The sequence below is a fragment of the Sulfuritortus calidifontis genome, assembly GCF_003967275.1.
Taxonomy (GTDB): domain Bacteria; phylum Pseudomonadota; class Gammaproteobacteria; order Burkholderiales; family Thiobacillaceae; genus Sulfuritortus; species Sulfuritortus calidifontis.
On the sequence record NZ_AP018721.1, the window covers coordinates 506,173 to 530,206 of the forward strand.

The 24,034-nt window shown below is 65.6% G+C and carries 20 protein-coding genes, 1 tRNA gene and 1 pseudogene; 17 read left to right on the forward strand and 5 right to left on the reverse strand.

The annotated features are described in order from the left end of the window. Positions 1-194: 194 nt before the first annotated feature. The 4 genes from EL388_RS02830 (at position 195) to xerD (ending at position 4,538) form a co-directional block, all read left to right on the forward strand. Complete coding sequence (locus EL388_RS02830) at positions 195-1,301, forward strand: aromatic ring-hydroxylating oxygenase subunit alpha (protein WP_126459285.1); 1,107 nt, start codon at positions 195-197, stop codon at positions 1,299-1,301. Positions 1,302-1,368: 67 nt separating this feature from the next. Continuing rightward, complete coding sequence (locus EL388_RS02835) at positions 1,369-3,195, forward strand: L,D-transpeptidase family protein (protein ID WP_126459288.1); 1,827 nt, start codon at positions 1,369-1,371, stop codon at positions 3,193-3,195. Continuing rightward, positions 3,182-3,655, forward strand: a complete 474-nt coding sequence (locus EL388_RS02840) for a methylated-DNA--[protein]-cysteine S-methyltransferase (protein WP_126459291.1) — start codon at positions 3,182-3,184, stop codon at positions 3,653-3,655. The genes EL388_RS02835 and EL388_RS02840 overlap by 14 nt, the downstream gene beginning before the upstream one ends. Next, positions 3,639-4,538 (forward strand): site-specific tyrosine recombinase XerD, encoded by a 900-nt coding sequence (gene xerD, locus EL388_RS02845; protein WP_126459294.1) that lies wholly within the window; start codon positions 3,639-3,641, stop codon positions 4,536-4,538. The genes EL388_RS02840 and xerD overlap by 17 nt, the downstream gene beginning before the upstream one ends. A gap of 26 nt (positions 4,539-4,564) precedes the next feature. Here xerD and EL388_RS02850 read toward each other — a convergent pair whose 3' ends face one another. After that, complete coding sequence (locus EL388_RS02850) at positions 4,565-5,308, reverse strand: sulfite exporter TauE/SafE family protein (protein WP_126459297.1); 744 nt, start codon at positions 5,306-5,308, stop codon at positions 4,565-4,567. A gap of 22 nt (positions 5,309-5,330) precedes the next feature. Then, positions 5,331-5,687, reverse strand: a complete 357-nt coding sequence (locus tag EL388_RS02855; RefSeq protein WP_126459300.1) for a dihydroneopterin aldolase — start codon at positions 5,685-5,687, stop codon at positions 5,331-5,333. A 38-nt stretch (positions 5,688-5,725) separates the two neighbouring features. Between EL388_RS02855 and plsY the strand changes: the two genes are divergently transcribed. Genes plsY through EL388_RS02870 form a run of 3 tightly spaced genes read left to right on the forward strand, consistent with a single transcriptional unit; the run spans position 5,726 to position 7,578 of the window. Beyond that, on the forward strand, positions 5,726-6,331 hold the full coding sequence (gene plsY, locus EL388_RS02860; protein WP_126459303.1) for a glycerol-3-phosphate 1-O-acyltransferase PlsY: 606 nt from the start codon (positions 5,726-5,728) through the stop codon (positions 6,329-6,331). Between the two features lies 1 nt (position 6,332). Further along, the gene (locus EL388_RS02865; protein WP_126459306.1) at positions 6,333-7,118 is read left to right on the forward strand and encodes a hypothetical protein; all 786 of its coding nucleotides are present in this window, start codon (positions 6,333-6,335) and stop codon (positions 7,116-7,118) included. 43 nt (positions 7,119-7,161) lie between these two features. Continuing rightward, positions 7,162-7,578, forward strand: coding sequence for an MAPEG family protein (locus EL388_RS02870; RefSeq protein ID WP_126459309.1), 417 nt, complete (start codon positions 7,162-7,164; stop codon positions 7,576-7,578). A gap of 14 nt (positions 7,579-7,592) precedes the next feature. Here EL388_RS02870 and tsaD read toward each other — a convergent pair whose 3' ends face one another. Further along, positions 7,593-8,606, reverse strand: a complete 1,014-nt coding sequence (gene tsaD, locus EL388_RS02875; protein WP_126459312.1) for a tRNA (adenosine(37)-N6)-threonylcarbamoyltransferase complex transferase subunit TsaD — start codon at positions 8,604-8,606, stop codon at positions 7,593-7,595. Between the two features lie 101 nt (positions 8,607-8,707). Here tsaD and rpsU point away from each other — a divergent pair, with 101 nt between their 5' ends. The 7 genes from rpsU to EL388_RS02910 all read left to right on the forward strand — a co-directional run bounded on the left by rpsU (position 8,708) and on the right by EL388_RS02910 (position 16,461). Beyond that, positions 8,708-8,920 (forward strand): 30S ribosomal protein S21, encoded by a 213-nt coding sequence (gene rpsU, locus EL388_RS02880; protein ID WP_126459315.1) that lies wholly within the window; start codon positions 8,708-8,710, stop codon positions 8,918-8,920. 21 nt (positions 8,921-8,941) lie between these two features. Next, entirely contained in the window at positions 8,942-9,385 is a 444-nt protein-coding gene (locus EL388_RS02885) for a GatB/YqeY domain-containing protein (RefSeq protein ID WP_126459318.1), read from the forward strand. A 39-nt stretch (positions 9,386-9,424) separates the two neighbouring features. Beyond that, positions 9,425-11,197, forward strand: coding sequence for a DNA primase (gene dnaG, locus EL388_RS02890; RefSeq protein ID WP_126459321.1), 1,773 nt, complete (start codon positions 9,425-9,427; stop codon positions 11,195-11,197). A gap of 659 nt (positions 11,198-11,856) precedes the next feature. Then, a complete protein-coding gene (gene rpoD, locus EL388_RS02895; protein ID WP_197721847.1) occupies positions 11,857-13,866 on the forward strand; it encodes an RNA polymerase sigma factor RpoD in 2,010 nt (669 codons plus the stop codon). 20 nt (positions 13,867-13,886) lie between these two features. Further along, positions 13,887-13,963 (forward strand) — tRNA-Ile (locus EL388_RS02900). A gap of 217 nt (positions 13,964-14,180) precedes the next feature. After that, a complete protein-coding gene (locus tag EL388_RS02905) occupies positions 14,181-14,813 on the forward strand; it encodes a sensor histidine kinase (RefSeq protein WP_232019161.1) in 633 nt (210 codons plus the stop codon). Between the two features lie 22 nt (positions 14,814-14,835). Beyond that, a complete protein-coding gene (locus EL388_RS02910; protein ID WP_126459330.1) occupies positions 14,836-16,461 on the forward strand; it encodes a tetratricopeptide repeat-containing response regulator in 1,626 nt (541 codons plus the stop codon). A 70-nt stretch (positions 16,462-16,531) separates the two neighbouring features. On the opposite strand, the gene EL388_RS02915 is transcribed toward EL388_RS02910, so the two are convergent. After that, the gene (locus EL388_RS02915) at positions 16,532-16,864 is read right to left on the reverse strand and encodes a hypothetical protein (protein ID WP_126459333.1); all 333 of its coding nucleotides are present in this window, start codon (positions 16,862-16,864) and stop codon (positions 16,532-16,534) included. Positions 16,865-17,219: 355 nt separating this feature from the next. Between EL388_RS02915 and EL388_RS14395 the strand changes: the two are divergent. Both EL388_RS14395 and EL388_RS02920 read left to right on the forward strand, forming a co-directional pair. Continuing rightward, positions 17,220-17,312: pseudogene (locus tag EL388_RS14395) on the forward strand (hypothetical protein); the annotation flags it as partial. A gap of 102 nt (positions 17,313-17,414) precedes the next feature. After that, the gene (locus tag EL388_RS02920; RefSeq protein ID WP_232019163.1) at positions 17,415-19,487 is read left to right on the forward strand and encodes a methyl-accepting chemotaxis protein; all 2,073 of its coding nucleotides are present in this window, start codon (positions 17,415-17,417) and stop codon (positions 19,485-19,487) included. A 60-nt stretch (positions 19,488-19,547) separates the two neighbouring features. Here EL388_RS02920 and EL388_RS02925 read toward each other — a convergent pair whose 3' ends face one another. Next, entirely contained in the window at positions 19,548-20,555 is a 1,008-nt protein-coding gene (locus EL388_RS02925) for an RNA methyltransferase (RefSeq protein WP_126459338.1), read from the reverse strand. Between the two features lie 222 nt (positions 20,556-20,777). Here EL388_RS02925 and EL388_RS02930 point away from each other — a divergent pair, with 222 nt between their 5' ends. Beyond that, positions 20,778-24,011: an EAL domain-containing protein gene (locus tag EL388_RS02930; protein WP_165919078.1), complete on the forward strand. Its 3,234-nt coding sequence runs from the start codon at positions 20,778-20,780 to the stop codon at positions 24,009-24,011. The last annotated feature ends 23 nt before the right edge of the window (positions 24,012-24,034 follow it).

Genomic DNA, 24,034 nt, shown 5'->3' on the forward strand with positions numbered 1-24,034 from the left:
CCTGCAGGGTTCGGTGGAAACATCGAATATTAGCCGATGGGCGCCGGCCCCTTCAAATCCGGCATGATGCCGAAACGCGGCTATGGGTTTGGTTTGACAGCGATATTTGCAGCGAATCGGCTTGCCCCGGGGGGGGGAGGGGGGCATAATCCCCTCCCCCTTGATCAACCGCGATTCCTGATTGGGAATGGGCCATGTCCGACCTGACTCGCGCTTCTGTTCTCACGAAAACCAGCCCCGCCCTGAGCGTGGACTGGTATTTCGACCCCAAGATCTACGAATTGGAGATGCAGCTGCTGTTCCGGCAGGGGCCGGGCTATGTCGGCCATGAGCTGATGGTGCCGGGCCTGGGTGACTATCAGGTGCTGGACTGGCTCAGCGGCGGCGGCAAGATGCTGGTGCGCAACGACGGCGGTGTCGAGCTCCTGTCCAACGTCTGCCGCCATCGCCAGGCGCTGATGCTCAAGGGCCGAGGCAATGCCCAGCACATCGTCTGCCCCTTCCATCGCTGGACCTATGGCCTGGACGGCCAGCTCAAGGGGGCGCCGCACTTCCCGAACAACCCCTGCCTGCATTTGAACAAGAGCCAGCTGCAGTCCTGGCACGGCCTGCTGTTCAACGGCCGGCGCGACGTGCTCAAGGACCTGTCCGGTATGGCGGCCGCGGCCGACCTCGACTTCTCCGGCTTCGTCTATCACAGCACGGTGGTCACGCCCTACAACTTCAACTGGAAGACCTTCATCGAGGTGTATCTGGAGGACTACCATGTGGTGCCCTACCACCCCGGCCTGGGCAATTTCGTCAACTGCGACGACCTCAAGTGGGAATACGGCGAGTGGTATTCGGTGCAGACCGTGGGCGTGAACAACCACCTGGCCCGCGCCGGCAGCGCGGTCTACGGCCAGTGGCACGAGCAGGTGAAGCGCTATTACGAAGGCAAGGACCCGGCCCACGGCGCCATCTGGCTGACCTATTACCCGAACATCATGGTCGAGTGGTATCCGCATACCCTGGTGGTGTCGCACATCGTTCCGACCGGCATCGAGTCCTGCCTGAACGTGGTCGAGTACTACTACCCCGAGGACATCGCCCTGTTCGAGCCCGAGTTCGTCGCGGCCGAGCAGGCGGCCTATCGCGAGACCGCGATCGAGGACGACGACATCTGCTACGGCATGCACAAGGGGCGCCGCGCGCTGTACGAGCAGGGCATCAGCCAGGAGGGGCCGTACCAGTCGCCAATGGAGGACGGCATGGTCCACTTCCACGAGTTCCTGCGCCGGCAGATCGAGCCGCATCTCTGACCACGCTGCGTCATCGGAAAAAAGGCCGCCTGCGCGGCCTTTTTTCTTGGCGGGTTAGAATGGTTGCATGCGGTTGACCCCCATCCCTCTTGCGCTGCTCTGCCTCGCGGCCCTGCCGGTGCACGCCCTCGACGACCCGGCCCAGGTCGGCCGCCTGGCCGCCGTCGGCGCGCCCGATCTCGCCCTGCAACTGGCTCAAGCCGCCCTGGAGAAGACGCCACACGATGCCGCCTGGCGCGATGCCTACTGGCAGGCGGCCGCCCAGTCGCGGCGGCCGGCCGACCCGAAGGTGCTACCGCCGGGCGAACAGGCGCCGGCTGCGGCCTGGGCCGGCTATCGGCTGACCCTGGCCCGGCAGGCGGTGGCTCGCGGCGACTGGCCGGCCGCGCGCCGACAGTGGGCCCAGGCCCTGTGGCGGGGTGGTCTGGCGCCCGAGACCGTCAACGCCCTGCGCGCTACCATCGCCCAGTCCTGGCTGCAGCCTGCGCAAGCGCAGCCGGAACTGATCAATCCCGTGGTCCTGCGCCTGCTGCAGGACGACCCCAAACAGCTGCCGGTGGCCGAGGCGGCGGCCCTGCGCCTGCTCGACCTCGATCGGCCGCAACCAGCGCTGGAGCTGCTCGACACCCTGGCGCCGCAAAGCCCCCTGCGCGTACTGGCGCAGCAGCGACTGGGCGCGCTGACCGAGGAGCAGGCCGAGACCCGGCTGCGCGCCGAGGCGAGCGGGCCGGCCAAGCCGGCGGCCTGGCAGGCCCTGCTGCGCCTGGCGGAAACGCGCAACGACGCCGGCCTGCGGGTGGCGGCGCTGGAGGCCCTGATCGGACTCGGCGTCGACAGCGAGCGCCATGCCCATGCCCTGTGGTCGGCCTATCAGGCCTTGGCCGAGCAGGCGGCCAACCGGCGGCAACTGCTGGTCGGCATGGAGGCCGCCTGGCTGGATGAGGCCCGGCTGGCCTTGAAGGACAACGCCGGCGAGGGCCGTGCCTTGCTGGCCTGGCTGGCGCGGCAGGGCAGCGACATAGCCCTGCGCATCCAGGCCGTCGAGGCCCTGGCCGAGAGCCTGTCCGCCTCCCCGGGGTTGCTCGCCGCCCGGTTGCTCGGCAATGCACCGGTCGGCCTGCCCCGCCTGCCGGCCAGCCTGCGCTATCGCCTGGGCGAGCAGGCCCGCGCCGGCGGCGACGATCGCCTGGCGGCCGGCTGGTGGCAGGGGGTGAGCGCGACCGAGGCGGGCCGGCCGGCGCGCAACTGGTATCTCAGCCAGGCCGAGATCAACAGCCGCGCCGGCCGCGAGGCCGCGGCCCTGCAATGGCTGGACCATGCCCTGGCCCCGGGCGCGACGTTGAGCGCCAACGAGGCCCGCACCGCCCTGACCCAGTTGCAGCAGCGCCTGCGCCAGGGCCGAACCGACCAGGTCGAGGTGCTGGCCGGCAGGCTCATCGCGATCGCCCCGCCGGCCGAGCAGCGCAAGGCGATGCAGCTCATCGGCGAACTCAAGGAATTGCAGGGCGCCTGGGCAGAGGCGGCCGCGCGGCAACTGCTGTCGGCCGGCGAGCCGGCGGACAAGGAGGCGCAGGCGACCCGCAGCCGGGCCGTGCGCAATCTGGAGCGGGCGGGCCTGCATGACGACGCGGCCCGGCTGGGCGAGCCGGCGAGTGCGCCGGTCCAGATGCCGGTCGAAGCGATGACCCCGGCGCCAGTCCAGGCAGCCGCCCAGCCGTCGGCCCAGGCACCCGTTCAGCCGATCGTGCCGCCACCTGCCCAGCCGCAGGCCAAGGTCAAGGCGCAGATCCCGGCCACAGCGCCGGCCAAGCCGTCGGGCACGGCCAAGCCGGTGAACAAGAGCAAGCCGGTTATCAAGAGCAAGCCGTCGAGGAAGGCCAATGCCGCACGCTGACTACGATGCCTGCCTGGCCATGCCCTTCGGTGCGCTGGGCGTGCGTGTCGAGGCGGGCGAGCTGACTCGGCTGGAATTCCTGCCGGCGGGCACCCCGGCCTTCGCCGGCCGGGACCCGCTGGTTACGGAAGTGTGCCGCCAGTTGCAGGCCTATCTGGCCGACCCGCATTTTGTCTTCGACCTGCCCTTGCGTCTTGCCGGCACGCCCTTCCGCCAGCGGGTGTGGCAGGCCTTGCGCGAAATCCCGGCGGGCGAGACCCGCACCTACGGCGAGCTTGCCCGGCAATTGCGCTCGAGCCCGCGCGCGGTCGGCCAGGCGCTGGGCGACAACCCGGTGCCCATCGTCCTGCCCTGTCATCGCGTGGTGTCGGGCGCGGGCCTGGGCGGCTTCAATCACCACGCGGCAGGCGCCGCGATCGAGGTCAAGCGCTGGCTGCTGCGCCATGAGCACGCCACCTGATTCGCTGCTCGACAGCTTTTGCGATGCCCTCTGGCTGGAAGATGGTTTGTCGCAGCGTACGCTGGAAAGTTATCGCCGCGACCTGGCGCAATTCTTTGCTTGGCTGAACGAACGTAGCAGCGATCCGCTCGCGGCCGGCAAGGCCGATATCGAGCAATTCCTCGCCCACCGCACTTTGGGTCAAGGCGTGGCGGCGCGCAGTTTGGCGCGCCAGCTCTCGGCCCTGAAGCGCTTCTATCGCCACTGCCTGCGCGAGGGGCGCAAGGCCGACGACCCCACGCTCACCATCGAGCCGCCGCGCCTGCCGCGCGCCCTGCCCAAGAGCCTGACCGAGGCCGATGTCGAGGCCCTGCTCGATGTGCCGGACACCGACACGGCGCTGGGCCTGCGCGACCGCGCCATGCTGGAGATGCTCTATGCCGCCGGCTTTCGCGTCTCGGAACTGGTGCAGCTGCCGGTGGCGGCGGTGAGCCTGGACATGGGCGTGGTGCGCGTCTTCGGCAAGGGGGCGAAGGAACGGCTGGTGCCGGTGGGCGAGGTGGCGCTGGATTGGCTCAAGCGCTACCTGAAGCAGGCCCGGCCGGCGCTGCTCGGCCCGCGCGCGAGCGAGGCCCTGTTCGTCACCGCCCGCGGCGGGGCGATGACCCGGCAGGCCTTCTGGTATCTGATCAAGCGCTATGCCCGGCAGGCCGGCATCACGGCGCCGCTATCGCCGCACACCCTGCGCCATGCCTTCGCCACGCATCTGCTGAATCACGGTGCCGACCTGCGCGTGGTGCAGATGCTGCTCGGCCACGCCGACATCTCGACCACCCAGATCTACACCCACGTCGCGCGCGAGCGGCTGAAACAGCTGCACGCCCGGCATCATCCGCGCGGCTAGGAGCCTCCGAAAAAGTCCGACCTTCCCTAGGTCCAGGCCTTCCACAGCAGCGAGCCGCCGCTCAACAGCAGCAGCGCGCCGATGATCCGCGTCATCTGGGCGTTGGACAGGCCGACGTGGACCTTGCTGCCCAGCCAGAGGCCGAGCGCCAGCATGGGCAGGCTGCCGAGAAAGGCGAGCAGCAGTTCCTTTTGCAAGAGCAGGCCGGTTGCAATGAAGACCGCGCTGCGCAGGCCGCCTTCCATGAGAAAAAGCAGCGAGGTGGTCGCCCGGAACACGCCCTTGTCCCGGATGCGGTGCGAGAGGTAGATCACATAGGGAGGTCCACCGGTGCCGAACAGGGCGCTGACGGTACCGCCGACCAGCGAGGCCGGCCAGGCCCAGAGTCGGGAGATGCGCTTGTCGCCATGCAGGTAGAGCAGGCTGCGCAGGGCGAAGGCAAGAACGAACAGGCCCAAGGTGGTGAGCAGGGCCGACTGGTCGAGATTGAGCAACAGGGTGGCGCCGGCGACGACGCCGATGATGCTGCCCGGGATCAGCGGCTTGAGTTCGCTCCAGTCGACCTGCTGCCGGTTGCGGTGGCCGAGCGCGGCCGAGGCGGTGAGGTCCATGACCAGCATGAACGGCACGACGAAGGTGAGCGGCAGAAACAGGGCCAGCAGCGGCACCGCGACCAGGCCCGAGCCGAAGCCGGAGATGCCGCGGATGAAATAGGCCAGCAGCAGGATGCCGCCGGCGGAGAAAAGATCGAGACTGCTGAGGCCGTCCATGCGCTCAGGCCATCGGGCCGGATCAGATCCGGCTGCCGCGTTCGATGATGATGCCCAGTTCCTTCACGTTGCGCAGGATGGCCTGCTTGCGCACGGCGATGCGCACCCAGGGCGCGCCGAACTCGCCGCGCACGATCTCGGCGATGTGCTCGCCCAGGGCCTCGACCAGCTGGAATTCCTTGGTCGCGATGCTCTCCTGGATGCGGGCGGCGACCTTGGCGTAGTCGATGGTGTCGACCACGTTGTCGGTATGGCCCGCCTTGTGGTCGTAGAGGCCGATCTCCAGGTCCAGGATGACGGGCTGCGGCGCTTTACGCTCCCATTCGTAAAGACCGATAATCATCTCCAGGCGGAAATCCCGCAAAAACAGAATATCCATCACGACATCCAACAGGCAAAGGCCGCCATTTTACGCACATGACCGAACTCGCGCTGCTTCTGATTGCCGCTTATCTGATCGGCTCCATCTCCTTCGCCATCGTGATCAGCCGTCTTTACGGCCTGCCGGACCCGCGCGGCCACGGCTCGGGCAACCCGGGCGCGACCAATGTCCTGCGCACCGGCAGGAAGTCGGCGGCGGCCCTGACCCTGCTGGGCGATGCCCTGAAGGGCGTGGCCGCGGTGCTGCTGGCCAGGTGGGCAAGCGAGGCCTGGGGCCTGCCCGGCTATGCGCCCTATCTGGCCGCCCTGGCCGTGTTCCTCGGTCACCTGTTCCCGGTCTTCTTCGGCTTCCAAGGCGGCAAGGGCGTGGCCACCGCCCTGGGCGTGCTGCTCGCGCTCAACCTCGGGGTCGGTTTGGCCTGCGCGGCGACCTGGCTGCTCATGTTCGCCCTCACCCGGGTGTCCTCGCTCTCGGCCCTGGTGGCGGCCGCGCTGGCGCCGCTGTATGGTTACTGGCTGGTGGGCGGTGCGGCCGAGACAGCCTTGCTGGTGGTGTTGAGCGCGATGGTCTTGGCCCGGCATCACGGCAATATCCGTCGGCTGATACGAGGCGAGGAGGCGGTGTTCAAGAAACGGAGCTGACATGGCCTGGTTCGAGAAAGAGATGGATTACGCGCGGGAGAGCCTGACCCAGGTCTCCCAGGCGGCGATCGAGCGTGCCGGCGACAAGCTGGGCGAGGTGATGCGCGAGGGTGTGAAGCACGCCGGCGACGAGCTCAAGGAGGTCGTCCAGGGCGCCAGCCAGGAGATCGACAGCAAGCTCGACAAGATCTCGGCCGAGTTGCACAACCAGCGTCAGTTCACCAAGGACGACGTGAAGGAACTGGTCGACTACGCCGCGGACAAGCTGTCCGCCGTGCTCGACGACCGCATCCAGCTGATGAAGCGCGAGATCTCCGACCTGGTGCAGGACCGAACCGAGTACTTCAAGCGCGAGGTCGACAACTTCTTCATCCAGCGCCAGCAGGACCTGGCGCGCGAACGCCGGCGGCTGGCGATCAACATCGCCCTGGCCTTTGTTGCCTCGGTGGCGGTAGGTGCCGTGTCGCTGTTCTACAAGCGGCTGGATCGGGCGCCGCTCGACATGTTGACGGTCTTCCGTATCGTGCTCGGCTCCTTGGCCGGCGGCTATGCGGTCTATCTGATCGCCAGTCTGCTGCGGCGTTGGCTGGCCATGGCCGAGCACAAGAAGGACATGGTGTTCCTGGCCGCCCGTTATTGGGGTTGGTTGCGGCCCTCCAGCGTGTTCGCCACCTTTCTTACCCTGATCATCCTCGCCATCCTCAGCCTGATCCTGGTCTTCCCGCTGGAGACGCTGAAGCTGTTCGGTCGGCCCGAGTGGGTGCCGATGGTGATGCCCGGGCGCTGAGCCGGCGAAGCAAGCCAATCAATAAAATAGAGGAGGAGGTTTTATGGCACATCCGATTTTGCTTGCCAGCGCGGCGCTGGTCGGCCTGACCGCCGTAGTTTGGGCGCTGGCCCTTTATGAACGGATCGGGGAGATGCGTGCCCGTGCCATTTCGCCGCAGACCCTGGCGACCTCGCGCGAACGGGCGAGAACCCTGCGCCGGGTGCAGGCCCTGGACAACTTCACCAACCTATTCGAATTGCCCGTGCTGTTTTATGTGCTGTGTCTGGCGGTGGCGGTGGTCGGCGCAGAAACGCCCGCCTTGGTCGGTGCGGCCTGGGTCTTTGTCGGCTTGCGTGTCGTGCACAGCCTGATCCACCTGACCTACAACCGCGTGATGCATCGCTTTCTTGTCTGGACGGTGGGTGCGCTCTGGCTGTTCGGCATGTGGATCGCATTCACGATCCCTTTGCTGGGTTAAGGCAACCAGGGGCTTCAGGCACGCGGTGCGCTTAGGCTGCCCAAATCCCAGCGCGGCTTCACGGTGAAGCGGCCGTCGCGGCTCCGGGCCTCGGCCAGGCGCATGGCGCCGGCGAAGGCGATCATGGCGCCGTTGTCGGTGCACAGCGCCAGCGGCGGGTAGAACACCGCAAACCGTTTCTGCTCGGCCTCGGCGTCGAGCCGGCTGCGTAGGCTGCGGTTGGCGCCGACGCCGCCGGCCACCACCAGCCGCTGCAGCCCCGTCTGTTTCAGGGCCGCCAGGCACTTGGCGGCCAGCACCTCCACCGCGGCCGCCTGGAAGCCGGCGGCGATGTCGGCCGCCGCGGCCATGCCTTCCTTGCGTACCAGGGTGAGGGCCGCGGTCTTGAGTCCGGCGAAGCTGAAGTCCAGGTTGTGGCTGTTGAGCATGGGCCGGGGCAGCTTGAACCGATAGGCGTCGCCCTGCTCGGCCAGCTTGGACAGGGCCGGGCCGCCGGGATAGCCCAGGCCCAGCAGTTGCGCGGTCTTGTCGAAGGCCTCGCCGGCGGCGTCGTCCACGGTCTCGCCCAGGAGTTCATAGCGGCCGACCCCGTCCACCCGCATCAGCTGGGTATGGCCGCCGGAGACCAGCAGGGCGACGAAGGGGAACTCGGGCCGCGGCTCGGAGAGCAGGGGCGAGAGCAGATGGCCTTCCAGGTGATGGATGCCGATGGTCGGCTTGCCCAGGGCCAGGGCGAGGCCGCTGGCGATGCTGGCGCCGACCAAGAGGGCGCCGGCCAGGCCCGGACCCTGGGTGTAGGCGATCGCGTCGATGTCGGCCAGCTCGACCCGGGCCTCGGTCAGCACGAGCTTGAGCAGGGGCAGGGCCCGGCGGATGTGGTCGCGCGAGGCCAGCTCCGGCACCACGCCGCCATATTCGGCGTGCATGGCGACCTGGGAGTGCAGGGCGTGGGCCAGCAGGCCGGCCTCGGTGTCGTACAGGGCCAGCCCGGTCTCGTCGCAGGAGGATTCGATGCCGAGGACACGCATTGGCTTAGGGCGGGGGTCAAAAAAAACCGTATTTTGCCTTGATCGAATCGCCCAAGTGGATATAATTCACGGTCTTTTTTACCGCCTTAGGTGTTTTTCACATGCCGAGTGTACGCGTTAGGGAAAACGAGCCGTTTGAAGTCGCCATGCGCCGCTTCAAGCGCACCATCGAGAAGACCGGTCTGCTGACCGAGCTGCGCGCCCGTGAGTTCTACGAGAAGCCGACCCAGGAGCGCAAGCGCAAGCTGGCCGCCGCGGTCAAGCGCCATCACAAGCGCCTGCGCAGCCAGACCCTCCCGCCCAAACTGTACTGATTTCGTTCCGTTGGCATCGACATGTCCCTCAAAGAGCGCATCAATGAGGACATGAAGGCCGCCATGCGGGCCAAGCAGGCCGAGCGCCTGTCGACGGTGCGCCTGCTCCTGGCGGCGATCAAGCAGAAAGAGATCGACGAGCGCATCGCGCTCGACGACGCCGGGGTCACTGCGGTCATCGACAAGATGATCAAGCAGCGTCGAGACTCCATCGCCCAATACGATGGCGCCGGCCGCACCGATCTGGCCGACAAGGAACGGGCCGAACTGGCCGTCCTGTCCGCCTACCTGCCCCGAGCCCTGTCCGCCGACGAGATCGCCGCGCTGATCCGCGAGGCCGTGGCCGAGACCGGCGCCGCCGGCCCCAAGGACATGGGCAAGGTCATGGCCTGGCTCAAGCCGAAGCTGGCCGGCCGTGCCGACATGCAGGCGGTGTCTGCGCAGGTCAAAGCCGCGCTTAGCTGATTCTCTGAAAATCCCGTCTACAATCCTGGGAAGGCCGATATGATTCCCCAGGATTTTCTCGATACCCTCCTCGACCGCGTCGACATCGTCGATGTCGTCGAACGCTATGTGCCGCTGAAGAAGGCGGGCGCCAACTATCAGGCGCGCTGCCCCTTCCACAACGAGAAGACCCCTTCCTTCACGGTCAGTCCGACCAAGCAGTTCTATCACTGCTTCGGCTGCGGTGCCCACGGCAGCGCCATCACCTTCCTGATGCAGCACACCGGCATGGGTTTCGTCGAGGCGGTGAAGGAGTTGGCCGGCCGGGTCGGCATGACCGTGCCCGACGACGGCAGTCGCAGCGACCCGGAAGACGGTCGGCGCGAACAGCTCTACGAATTGATGGAAATGGCCGCCCATTTCTACAAGGGCGAGCTGAAATCGAGCGAGGCGGCGGTGGCCTATCTGAAGAACCGCGGCCTGACCGGCGAGACCGCCGCCCGCTATGGTCTGGGCTATGCCCCGGACGATTGGCAGGGGCTGGCGCGGGCGGTGGCCGATTACCAGGACAAGGCCTTGGAGGAGACCGGCCTGGTCATCGCCGGCGAGGCCGGCAAGCGCTACGACCGCTTCCGCCACCGGGTGATGTTCCCCATCCGCAACGAGCGGGGCAAGGTCATCGCCTTCGGCGGCCGGGTGCTGGACAAGGGTGAGCCCAAATACCTCAACTCGCCGGAAACGCCGCTGTTCCACAAGGGGCGCGAACTCTACGGCCTGTTTGAAGCGCGCCGCGCGATCCAGGCGGCCGGCCGGGTGGTCGTGGTCGAGGGCTACATGGACGTGGTCATGCTCGCCCAGCACGGGGTGGAGAATGCCGTGGCCACCCTGGGCACGGCGGTGACCAGCGACCAGGTCGAGCGCCTGCTCCGGCTGGCCGACGCCATCGTCTTCGCCTTCGACGGCGACGCCGCCGGCCGCAAGGCGGCCTGGCGCGCCCTGGAGAACAGCCTGCCCCAGGTGGTCGACGGCAAGCGCCTGGGTTTCCTGTTCCTGCCCGAGGGCGAGGACCCGGACAGCTTCGTCCGTGCCCAGGGGCGCGCCGCCTTCGAGCAACTCCTGGACAAGGCCGTGCCGCTGTCGCAGTTCCTGCTCGACGAGATGGGCGCCAAGACCGATCTCAACAGCCCCGAAGGCCGGGTGCGCTTGGTCAAGCTGACCGAGCCCTATCTCGACCAGATGCGCAAGGCCCCCCTGCTCGCACGCAGCCTGCGCCGACAGCTGGCCGCCCAGAGCGGCATGGCCAGCCGGGAGGCCGGCCGCGACAGCGCCCGCTTCACGCCGGGTTCGCGGGCAGCGTCTATACCGAAGCGTGGCGGCTTGCTCAGCCCTTACCGCGTGGTGCTCCAGGCCCTGATCCACAAGCCGGAGCGCGTGGCCCAATTGCCGGCCCAATTGCCGGCGGACGCCAGCCCCGAGGCGGCCGCCCTGGCCCGTGCCGTGGCACTGCTGCGCGAGCGGCCTGATTCCGGCAATGCCCGGCAGCTGGTCGAAAGCTTCCGCGACAGCCCGGAGCAGGCCGTGATGGAAGCGGCCGAGGCGGCGGTGCTGATTTGGGAAGAGGTCGGCCATGATGTCGAGGCCGATTTCCTGGGTGCCCTGGCCACCCTGCAGGAACAGGCCGGCCGTCAGCAGGCGAAGACGCTGAGTCATAAGCGGCCGAGCGAGATGACGCCGGAAGAGAAGGCGCGCTTCCTGGAATCGCTGAAAGCCAAGAAGCTTTCGGCCCTGGCCCCGACCGACGCGGCTCCCGGGCAGGGTGACTTAACTAGTTGATTGTTATAGAATGCACAACTTTTTAGTTTCACTTGCGATCAGGGGGTATTGAGACCATGGCGACGGCAAAGAAGCAGGCGGCACGACCGGTCCAGAAATCCGCGAAGAAGCCGGCGACGCAGGCCAAGAAGACGGCGGCCAAAGCGGCTCCGGTCAAGAAGGCGGTCGCCAAGAAGACCTCCGCGCAAGTGAAGGCGGCGCAAAAGAAAACGGCGGTGAAAAAGCCCGTTGCCAAGGCCGCTGCGGCCAAAAAGCCGGTGAAGAAGGCTGTCCTCGCCAAGAAGCCCGCTGTCGCCAAGAAGCCGGTCAAGAAGGTGGCGGCCCCCGCCAAGAAAACCGCCACCGTGAAAAAGCCGGCGGTGAAAAAGCCTGCCGCGAAGAAAGTGGTGGCGAAGAAGGCCGTGCCGGCCAAGAAGCCGGTCAAGGCCCAGGCCAAGCCGGCGAAGAAGGTTCCAGTTCAAAAGAAGACGGCCCCGGCCAAGGGGAAGTCTGTCGTTGCCGTGAAAAAAGCGGCAGCCCCGGCGAAGAAGCCCGTCGTGCAGGCGAAGAAGCCCGCCGCCGCACTCAAGAAGAAGCCAGCCCAGCCCGCCAAGGCGGCCGTGCCGGCGCATAAAACCGCCGTGCCCGCCCCGAAGGCGGCCGTGCCAGAAAAGAGAACCATGTCGAAAGAAACCAAGAAACCGCAAGCAACTGCAGTACAGGAGAACAAAGCAGCACCCGCGCCTTCCACCGAAGAGCAGCTGGCCGCCCTGACCAAGGGCAAGAAGCTGTCCAAGGCCGCCATGAAGAAGGCCGAGCAGGTCGCCATGGCCGCCATGGCCAATTCCAGCATGGACACCGAGACCCGCCGCACCCGGCTCAAGGCCCTGATCCTGCTGGGCAAGGAGCGCGGCTATCTGACCTACGCCGAGATCAACGACCACCTGCCGGACGACATGCTCGACGCCGAGCAGATCGAGAGCGTGATCAGCATGATCAACGACATGGGCATCCAGGTCTATGACGAGGCGCCCGACGCCGAGACCCTGCTGATGTCCGAGGCCCCGGCGCCGGTTGCCGACGAGGATGCCGCCGAGGAGGCCGAGGCCGCCCTGTCGACCGTGGACGCCGAGTTCGGTCGCACCACCGACCCGGTGCGCATGTACATGCGCGAAATGGGGTCGGTCGAGCTGCTCACGCGCGAAGGCGAGATCGAAATCGCCAAGCGCATCGAGGAAGGCCTCAAGCACATGGTGCAGGCCATCTCCGCCTGCCCGCTGACCATCGCCCACATCCTGGAGATGGCCGAGAAGGTCGAGAAGGACGAGATGCGCATCGACGAGCTGGTCGACGGCCTGATGGACAGCGCCGGCGCCGATATCGTCATGGAAATGGCCGAGGAGGAAGTGAGCGAGGCGGCCGAGAGTGACGAGGACGAAGAGGACGAGGGCGGCAGCGGCGGCATGAGCGCGGCCAACCTGGCCCAGCTCAAGGCCGATGCCCTGGAGCGCTTTGCCGCCGTGCGCAAGTGCTACAACAAGATGCGCAACGCCATGACCAAATATGGTTACAGCAGCCCGCAATACAAGAAGCTGCAGGACGAGCTGTCCGGCCACCTGATGGGCATCCGTTTCACCGCGCGCCAGGTCGAGAATCTGAGCGACGGCCTGCGCAATCTGGTGGAAGAGATCCGCGGCCACGAGCGCGCGATCATGGAACTGGCCGTGACCAAGTGCGGCATGCCGCGTGCCCACTTCATCAAGACCTTCCCGGGCAACGAGGGCAACCCCAACTGGGTGGCCAAGGAGATCAAGGCCGGCCACGGCTACAGTACCGCCCTGGAGCGCGTGCAGTACGACGTCAACGAGCACCAGGAAAAACTCAAGGCGTTGCAGGAGAAGGCCGGCCTGCCGGTGAAGGAGCTGAAGGACATCAACAAGCAGATGTCCACCGGCGAGGCCAAGGCGCGCCGCGCCAAACGCGAGATGATCGAGGCCAACCTGCGTCTGGTGATCTCCATCGCCAAGAAATACACCAACCGCGGCCTGCAATTCCTCGACCTGATCCAGGAAGGCAACATCGGCCTGATGAAGGCGGTGGACAAATTCGAATACCGGCGCGGCTACAAGTTCTCGACCTACGCCACGTGGTGGATCCGCCAGGCGATCACCCGCTCCATCGCGGACCAGGCGCGCACCATCCGCATCCCGGTGCACATGATCGAGACCATCAACAAGATGAACCGGATCTCCCGCCAGATTCTGCAGGAGACCGGCCAGGAGCCGGATCCGGCCACACTGGCGCTGAAGATGGAGATGCCCGAGGAGAAGATCCGCAAGATCATGAAGATCTCCAAGGAGCCGATCTCGATGGAAACCCCGATCGGCGACGACGAGGACAGCCACCTGGGCGACTTCATCGAGGACTCGGCGACCATGGCGCCGGTCGACGCCGCGCTGTATTCCAGCCTGCAGAACGTCACCGAGGAGATCCTCGACAGTCTCACCCCGCGCGAGGCCAAGGTACTGCGCATGCGTTTCGGCATCGAAATGAACACCGACCACACCCTTGAGGAAGTCGGCAAGCAGTTCGACGTCACCCGCGAGCGCATCCGTCAGATCGAGGCCAAGGCGCTGCGCAAGCTGCGCCACCCCTCCCGCTCGGAGCGCCTGCGCAGCTTCCTCGAATAAGCCGCGCGGGCTTGCCTGCCGGGCCTGTAGCTCAGTCGGTTAGAGCAGAGGACTCATAATCCTTTGGTCCTGGGTTCGAGCCCCAGCGGGCCCACCAAAGACAAAAGGCCGCCTTCTGGCGGCCTTTTGCTTCGTGTTGCAGCCGCGCATAGATCGCGGCGGCCGCGGCGGCCGTCAGGGCCGGGTTTGCCTGAACAATAGTCGTGGGCTGTGCTTTAATCGGGTGGACACAGCCAAGGGGACTGCGGATGGAGCCAACGGAAACAACCGAACGACCCGACATTACGACCTTTCTCGCGTCGGCGATTCACGACATGAAGAACTCGCTCAACATCCTGGTGGGCTTCATGGAGGAGAACCTGAACAAGCCGGAGGTGCGCGAGCACCCCCTGGGCAAGCAGATGGCACCGATGCTCTACGAGGTGAAGCGCCTCAACGGCAACCTCATCCAGCTGCTTACCCTGTACAAGGTCGACCAGAAGTTCTATCCCTTCGACTTGGCGGAAAATTCGCTTGAGGAATTCCTGGTCGAGATCGGACAGCAGAGCGCAACCCTGCTGTCCACCCACAACGCCGAACTGGCAATCGATGTCGATTCCGCTCTCTACTGGTATTTCGACCGCGACCTGGTCACCGGCGTGGTCTCGCATGCCCTCAACAATGCCTCGCGCTACAGCCGCGGCAAACTCCATCTCTCGGCGGCCGAGGCCGACGGCGGCCTGGAGATCCGGGTCGAGGACAATGGCAGCGGCTATCCGCAGGCCATGATCGAGGCGGGTCATGCCGCCAACCGCGGCGTCAGCTTCGGCGACGGCAGCACCGGCCTCGGACTTTATTTCTCCGCCCTCGTCGCCCAGATGCACAAGAACCGCGGCCAGGCCGGGCGAATCCGGCTGGAAAACGGCGGCCGGCTGGGCGGCGGTTGTTTCGTGCTTTGGCTTCCCTGAATACCGGCGAGAGGGATAGATCGTGTTTACCAGCGATACGCATGCGGCATTCGCCAACAAACGGTTCCTGATCATCGACGACTTCCAGGGCATGCGCTCCATGTTCCGGGAGATGCTCAAGTCCTGCGGCGCCAAGGACATCGACGCCGCCTCGAACGGCGCCGAGGCCATCTCCATCCTGGAAAAGAACAAGTACGACGTCGTCCTCTGCGACTACAACCTCGGCCTCGGTCGTAACGGCCAGCAGGTGATGGAGGAGGCCAAGTTCCGCAATCTGATCGGCCTGGCAACGGCCTGGGTGGTGGTCTCGGCCGAGAAAACCGCGGAAATGGTGATCGGCGCGGCGGAGTATGTGCCGGACGACTATATCGTCAAGCCGGTCAACGAGGCCACCGTTCGCGCCCGCCTGGCCAAGGTGATGGACCGTAAGGCGGCGCTGCTGGATATCGAGAAGGCGGTGAAGGCCAAGGACTACAAGCAGGCGATCGCCTTGTGCGACCAGAAGCTGGCCGAGCGTTCCGGCTATACCTCGGATTTGTTGCGGATGAAGACCAACCTCCTGCTGCAGTCGGGGCAGCGCGACAAGGCGAAGGCGGTATTCGAGCAGATTCTGGCCCAGCGCGACATCCCCTGGGCCAAGACCGGCCTGGCCAAGATCCATCTGCTGAACAAGGAATACGACGAAGCGCGCCGTCTGCTGAACGAGGTGGTCGAGGAAAGCCGCACCTATCTGGAAGGCTACGATCTGCTGGCCAAGATGCTGGAGGAGATCGGCGAACTCGACGAGGCCCAATATGTGCTGATCCGCAGCGCCGAGTTGTCGCCCAACTCGATCAGCCGGCAGAAGTCGTTGGGCGAGATCGCCCAGAAGCGCGGTGATCTCGAGGTGGCGGAGAAGGCCTTCCGCAAGACCATCTCGCTCGGCGAGAACTCCATCCTGAAGACGCCTGCGGCCTATCTTGGCCTGGCCAAGGTCTGCTCGGAAAAGGGCAATACCTCCGAGGCGGTACGTCTGCTCGGCGAAGTGCACAAAACCTTCGACGACCCAGAGGCGACTCTGCATGCCAAGATCATCGAAGGCGCGGTCTACAGCAAGAGCGGTGACCTCAACAACGCCCGCAAACTGGCGGCGGAGGTGGCCACGATCATGAAGGAATCGGCGGCCCGTCTGCCGGCCCAGGTGACCCTCGAGGCGGCCGACCTGATCATGGGCACCGGTGACAAAGACACGGCCTCGGAACTGCTCAAGGTCGTGGTCAAGAACAACCACGAGAACGAGACGCTGATCGATCAGGTGAAAGGGGTCTTCGCCAAGGGCAACATGGAGGAACAGGGCGGCGCCATGGTCGAGGACATGCGCCGGGAGGTGGTGCAGACCAACAACAAGGCCGTGGCCCTGGCCAAGGAGGGTAAGCTGGAAGAGGCCGTTTCGCTCATGCGCAATGCCAAGGGCATGATGCCGAATAACAAGCGGGTGCTGCTCAACCTGACCTACGCCATGATCCTGCTGTTGAAGAAGAACGGCCGAGAGGCCGCCCTGGAGCGCGAGGCCCGCGACTGTCTCGACCGCATCCAGAAGCTGGATCCCGGCGAGAAGCTTTGTGCCGATTACCGGGCGATGATCGAGGAGATCGCTGCTGCCGGTTGAGATGCAGCCAACTGGCAGCAAAAAGGCCGCCTTCGGGCGGCCTTTTTATTGGGTGCGGAGGTGGGACGTCTCAGCGGCCCATGCGGTGGCCGATTTCACGGCGATGCTGGTGCTGTTCGTGGCGCATCTCCATCTGGCGGTGCATCTTCTGCTGCATCGCGGCCTTTTCTTCGGGCGACATCTGCGATCGCGTCTCTTTTTTGGCCAAGGCGGCCTCCCTGTGTTCGGCCCTCATGGCCTGTTTTTGCTCGAGGCTGATCTGCTGCCAGGCTTGCGTGGCCGGGCTCGGCGGCAGCGGGGCGGCGTCATCAGCAAAGGCGGCGTTGGTGAGGGCGGCTGCGGCAAGCAGCACTGCGGCAAGGGTGATTTTCATGGTGAACTCCTGTGTGGTTTCAAGGGGCATTGCATCGCCAGCGGGCGATGACGTCATCCTCACTGCCCGGCGTTTCGCTGCCATGTCGTGGTGGTATGCAAACGCATCAAGTTGTTACAGGGCGTTGCAGAAGGAGCTGTCTAGCGTCTGGCGATTGGCTTTCTGGCTGCGGTTTCGACGCAACCTCATTCATCATTTGTTGATTTTAATCAATCACTTCTGGCGACATTGCCAATAGATTGCCGGCTTGGATGGCAAGTGTCGTTGTCAATTCGATCGCTGACTCAGGGGGACGGTTATGGCCGCAGAACAGAAAAATTTTTTGGATGAAGCGGTGACGGCTCATGGCAGGTGGAAAGTGCGTTTGCGCAATTTTGCTGCTGGCATGGAGGCGATTAACCCGGACGATGCTTCGAAGGATTGTCTTTGCGCCCTTGGCAAGTGGATTTATGGCGAAGGGGCGAAGCTTGCCAATAAGGAGGGCTTTAGCCAGCTCAAGTCGGAACATGCCAATTTTCACCGTTGTGCCGGCGCCATCGCGCAAAAAATCAGCGATGGCGAGGTCAAGCAGGCCAATATCTTGCTCGACGATGAAAACTCGGATTTTAACCTGGCCTCGAAGCGCACCATCGCCGCCATCAAGCAGTTCAAGGAAACGCTCAGCCAATCGACCAAGGGGCTGGCGAACAAGAGCCTGCGCACCAAACTCATGTATCTGCTGGCTACCCCTATTCTGGCTCTGGCGGTCTATTCGGCCATGGTGGTCAAGGAGCATGCCGAGGAGTGGCAGTTATATTCCACCTTGGGGCGCAGCATGGATGTCTCGGTCAGCATTGGCGCGCTAGTGCACAAGCTGCAGGTCGAGCGCGGCTTGAGCAGCGGTTTCGTCCAGTCGCACGGAGAGCGTTTCGGCAACGAGGTGAAGGCGGCGCGCAGCGAAAGCGATGAGGCGGTAGGCGGTTTGCGTCAGGCCTCCGACCAGGTGAAGGACCGGATGCCCGAAACGGTGGCGGCATCCTTGGCCGGCGCCTTGCAGGCGCTGGAGCAACTGCCGGGCCATCGGGACAAGATCGGCCAGCTTGCCCTCACCCCTGCTGCCGCGACCAGCGTCTATACCAGCCTGATCGGCCAGTTGCTGAATACGGTCCCAGGCATTGCGGAACACAGCAGCGACGCCAAGATCGCCCTGGCGGTCGCCGCCTATAACGCGCTGATGCTGGGCAAGGAGAATGCCGGGCAGGAGCGGGCGCTGATGACGGCGGTGGTGACGGCGGGCAAGTTCGAGCCGGAGCAGGCGCGCAAGTGGCGGGAACTGCTGGCCAAGCAGCAGGCCTATTTCCGGCAGTTCGAGGCCTATGCCACGCCGGAGGTCAAGGCCTATTACCAGGATAAATCCAAGGCCGCGGCCTTCGCCACCGTCGACGCAATGCGCAAAGCGATCGACGGCGAAGGGGGCGCGATGCCCGATGCGGAGGCCTGGTTCAAGTCGGCCACCGAGCGGATCAACCTGCTGAACGAGGTGGAAAATTTCGCTGCGGCAAAGATCAAGGCGCGCAGCGATGAACTCATCGCCCACGCCAAGATCACGCTGTTCGTCCAGGGCGGCGTCGGACTCGTCGTGCTGGCCCTGACCATCTTCTTCGGCTTCTGGGTGATGAACCATATCCAGCGGGCGCTCAGGGGCCTGACCAACAGCATCCAGGGCGTTGAACAGAGCGGCGACTTCAGCCTGCGGGCCCATGTCGCCGGCAGCGACGAGATCGCCATGGCGGCCAAGGCGTTCAACAACCTGATGGATTCCTTCCAGGCCGTCGAGACCGAGATCAGCTATGCCTCGCGCATGGTGGTCGGCAGTTCCGACGAGATGACCGCCGCCCTGAACAGTTTGCTGGCCAGCTCCCGCGAGCAGTCCGAGGCGGCGGCTTCGATGGCTGCGGCGGTGGAAGAGATGGCGGTGAGCATCGGCATGGTGGCGGACAATGCCTCGGAGACGGAGAAGCTATCGGAAAAGGCCACGGAGGAATCCCAGGCCGGTGAGCAGGTGGTGCAACGGGCGGCCGAGGAGATGGCGCAGATCGCTTCGAGCGTGGACAGCTCAGCGCAACATATCCAGTCGCTGGCCGAACACTCCGGCCAGATCAGCGGCATCGTCGGCGTGATTCAGGACATTGCCGAGCAAACCAATCTCTTGGCGCTGAATGCCGCCATCGAGGCGGCCCGGGCCGGCGAGCAGGGGCGCGGCTTTGCCGTGGTGGCCGATGAGGTGCGCAAGCTGGCGGAGCGGACGACCAAGGCGACCTCGGAAATCGCCAGCCTGATCGAGCGCATGCAGAAGGAAACCGATGTCGCCGTCTCCAGCATGACGTTGTCCAAGGAGCAGGCCGGCAAGGGGCGGACCATGGCCCGGGAGGTCGGTGAGGCCCTGGCCCTGATCAGCGACAATATCCGCCAGATGGGGGCGCGTATTGCCGAGATCGCCCATGCCGCACGGGAGCAGAACAGCGCGACCCAGCAGATCGCCGGCAGCGTGGAGCATATCGCTCAGATGGCGGAACGGAACCACGGCGTCGTCAGCGGCATCACCGAGACCTCGGTGGAACTCAAGCGCCTGTCCGACGGCATGCAGCGGGCGGTGGCGCACTTCAAGGCATAGTGGGCGGCGGCAGGCCGGCAGCACGCGAGGTGGCTGGGGGCGCCTGCGGGCGGCCCCTTTTCATGCCGGTTGGCTAGCCAGGCGCGCCCGCAACTGGCCACAGCCGCCTTCGACGTCCTGGCCGGCCGAATGCCGCAGCTTGGTCAGGATGCCCTGGCGGTGCAGGCGGCGAGCCATCTCGGCAGCGCGTTCCCAGGCGGGGCGCCGGAAGCCGAGGCCGGACACGCTGTTGTAGGGGATCAGGTTCATCAGCGCATACTTGCCGGCGAGCAGGCGGACAATGCCGGCCACCTCCTCGTCGCTGTCGTTGACCCCTTCGAGCAGGGTCCACTGGTACTGGATGGGGTAGCCCGTCGCCCGGGCATAGCGCTCGCCGAGCTCGACCAGTTCGGCCGGGTCGATGCGGGGTGCCTTCGGCAGCAGCCGGGCGCGCAAGTCGGGGTTGGTGCTATGCAGGGAGAGCGCGAGCGCCGGCTTGACCGCGCCCAGAGGCAGGCGCTCGAACACGCGTCGGTCGCCCACCGTGGAGAAGACCAGATTCTTGTGGCCGATGCCGCCGGCCGTGCCGAGCAGTTCGATCGCTTCCAGCACGTTGTCCAGGTTGTGCGCCGGCTCGCCCATGCCCATGAACACCACCTTGTTCACGTTGCGCAGGCCGCGGGCGAGCACGACCTGGGCGACGATCTCGGCGCTGCCGAGCTGGCGCAGCAGGCCACCCTGGCCGGTCATGCAGAAAACGCAGCCGACCGCGCAGCCGACCTGGGTGGAGACGCACAGCCCCTGGCGCGGCAGCAGCACGCTCTCCACCGTCTGGCCATCGGCCAGTTCGACCAGCAGCCGGGCCGCGCCGTCCGCGCCGGCGTGCTGGGAATGCAGGCGGGCGAGCCGATCCAGGTCCGCTTCGAGCGCGGGGAGGGCATGACGCAATGCCAGCGGCAGGAAGTCCTCGGCCTTTTGCCGGCGCTTGTCGAGCGGGCGCACCTGGGCCCAGGCGCGCAAGACGCGGCTTTCGTGGCAGGGTCTGGCGCCATGCTCGCGCAAGCGCTGTCGGATTTGTTCGATTCGCATGGAAGGGCCGAATGCTAGCATCGGCCCGGGGCGGCGTCTGCATAGCCTTGTCGGCGCTGGGAGTTTCGTACCAGCCAGAAGGAAAATTGAGCTGAATCAATTCGGTAGCCTCGGCTTCCCGGTAGCTTGGAGGCCACTGTCACCAGATTGCCGGCGCTTATCGGGCCTCCCCACTTGAACTTGTCCGTTTATCCCTTCTTGCGGAGGCATTCCGGCAGGGTCTTGCTCCATGCCCTGGCCTTGTTCGTCGGCTGGCCGACGCCGGCCTTCACTGCCGAGCCGGAACGGTTTTTGCGGGAGGTGGTCATCGGCGTCCAGACCCTGCGTTCGCCGGAGCAAACGCGCGCGGACTGGCAGCCCACCGCCGATTATCTGAGTCGGCAATCGCCCGGTTATCATTTCCGGGTCGAGGCGCTGGATACCGAGCGGCTGACGCAGGCCGTGGCCGGCGGCCGCCTCGATTTCGTCCTGACCAATCCGTCGCATTACGTCGCGCTGGAAGCGAGTCATCGGGTGCGCCGCATCGCCACCCTGGTCAATGCGGCGGGTGGCCATGCCCTGCACCAGTTCGGCGGGGTGATCCTGGTCCATGCCGAAACGCATCCGGAGATTCGCGGCCTGGCCGATCTGAAGGGGCGTCGCATTGCCGCCGTGGGATCGAGCTGGCTGGGCGGCTACCATGCCCAGGCCGCCGAGTTGCAACGGGCCGGGATCGATCTCGAGCGTGACGTCAGCATCTATTTCCGTGGCGAACCGCAGGATGCCGTGGTGATGGACGTGGCTACCGGTCGGGCGGCGGCCGGTTTCGTCCGCACCGGCATCCTCGAGGAGATGGCCCACGAAGGCCGGATCCGGCTGGCGGATTTCCGCATTCTCAATGCCCAGTATCGGCCGGGTTTCCCGCTGCGGCTGTCGACCCAGCTCTACCCCGAATGGCCGTTTTCCGCCTGCCCCCACACCGATAGTGAGCTGGCCGGGCGTGTTGCCGTGGCCTTGCTCGGCATGGCGCCGACCGAGCAGGCGGCACGCCGAGGTGGCTATTACGGCTGGACGATCCCGGATGACTACCAGTCGGTACATGACCTGATGCGTGAGCTGCGCCAGCCGCCCTACGACGGGCCGCAGCGTTTCTCCCTATGGGATGTCGTCCATCAGTACGAGGCGGCAATCTTCACCGCGCTGGTTGCCGCCCTGTTGCTCGCCCTGTTAGTGATCGGTCGCTTCCAGCGGCTCAACCATGTGATCCAGTCGCAGTTAGGCGATATTCGCTGGCATGCCGAAAAGCTGGAACGCGAAGCGGCGGCGCGGGCCGAGGCGGAGGGGCAATTGCATCTGGCGGCCAGTGTGTTCGAGCATTCCAACGATGGCATCGTGATTGCCGATGCCCAAGGCCGCATCCTCGAAGTCAATACCGCCTTTACCCGCGTCACCGGCTACAGCCGCGAGGAGGCCGTGGGCCGCAATCCGCGCATGCTGCAGTCCGGCCGACACGATCGTGCCTTCTATCAGGCGATGTGGAAGCAGATCGATGAGACCGGGCATTGGCAGGGCGAAATCTGGAACCGACGCAAGAGTGGCGAGTTCTATGTCGAGCTGCTCGATATCACGGCCATTCGCAATGCGGCTGGCGAGGTCGTGCGCTATGTCGGGGTGTTCAGCGACGTCACCGATCTGCGCCAAAGCCAGGACAAGCTGGAGCAGCTGGCCCATTTCGACGCGCTGACCCACCTGCCCAACCGGGTGCTGCTGGCCGATCGCCTGCAGCAGGCCATGGCCCAGGCCGACCGCTCCGGCCGCTTGCTCGCCGTCTGCTTCCTCGACCTCGACGGTTTCAAGCCGATCAACGACAACTACGGTCACCACATCGGCGACAAGCTGCTGATCGAGATCGCGGCGCGGTTGAAGGCCAAACTACGCGGCGTCGATACCGTGGCCCGGCTGGGTGGCGACGAATTCGTCCTGCTCATCACCGATGTCCAGGATGTCGAGGAGATGGAGCAGACGGTGTCGCGCGTCATCGAGGCCATCGAGACCCCCTGCCAGATCGGCGAGCTGAAGCTATCCGTTTCCGCCAGCATCGGGGTCAGTCTCTACCCGCTGGATCAGGCCGAGCCGGAGCTCTTGATCCGCCACGCCGACCAGGCCATGTACATGGCCAAGCGGGCCGGGCGCGGACGGTTCAAGCTGTTCGACAGCCGGGAAGACCGGCTGGTCGAGGCGCGGATGCATGAATTGGAACGCATCCGCTCCGCCCTTCGGGACGGCGAGTTCGTTCTGCATTACCAGCCCCGGGTTGACATGCGCGCCGGGCGGGTGATCGGCGTCGAGGCTCTGATCCGCTGGCAGCACCCCTCGCTCGGCTTGTTGCCGCCGGCCAAGTTCCTGCCGCTGGCGGAGCATGACCCGGTCATCATCGAAATCGGCCGCCGGGTGCTGTCCGAGGCGCTCGATCAGCTCCAGGCCTGGCTGCGCGCCGGCTTGGACCTCAAGGTTTCGGTCAACGTCGCGGCACGCCAGCTGCAGTGGCCGGGTTTCGTCGAGGATCTGCGTCTGCAACTGCTGCAGCATCCAGAGGTCCATCCCGGGCGGCTGGAGTTGGAGATCCTGGAATCGGCCGCCCTGGAAGACGTGAGCGGCATGCACGACGTGATCAATGCCTGCAGGGTGATGGGCGTCGATTTCGCCCTCGACGATTTCGGCACCGGCTATGCCTCGCTGTCCTACCTCAAGCGTCTGCCCGTCGATGTGGTCAAGATCGACCAGACCTTCATCCGTGAATTGCTCGACAACTCGGAGGACCTGGCCATCGTCGAGGGCATCGTCAGCCTGGCCCGCATCTTCCGGCTGCGCGTGGTCGGCGAAGGGGTGGAGACCCCAGAGCACGGCGTGATGCTGATGCGCCTGGGCTGCGACCAGGCCCAGGGCTATGGCATCGCCCGCCCCATGCCGGCGGCCGAGGTGGCCGGTTGGTGCCGCCGCTTCCAACCCGACCCCCAATGGTCGATCTGGGCCGACGTGCCTTGGGATTACGCGGATTTTCCTTTGCTGGTGGCGCAAAGCGAGCACTACCGCTGGATCAAGCAGATCACTCGCTACGTCGAGGGCGAGTCGCCCTATCTCGAGATGCGGGAAGTGGAAGACAACCATCACTGCCGCTTTGGCCGTTGGTATTACGGCGAAGGCCGGCAGCGCTATGGCAAGCTGGCGGAATTCATCGAGATCGAGGCGATCCACGAAGAGGTGCACCGCATCGGGCACGAAATCCTGGGCTTGATGGCGGCCGAGCAGGTGCAAAAGGCGCGTGCCCGTCTGCCCCAGCTGATGGAGCAGCGGGATCGGATTCTCATGCGACTGTGCGCCCTGCAGATGCTGGTGACCGGCCAGCGGCTGTCGGCGGGGGAGCGGGTGGAGTGGCTGGTCGACGCCCCGCAGAGGCTCAAGGGCCCGCCGAAATGAAAAAGGCCGCTCCGGGGAGCGAC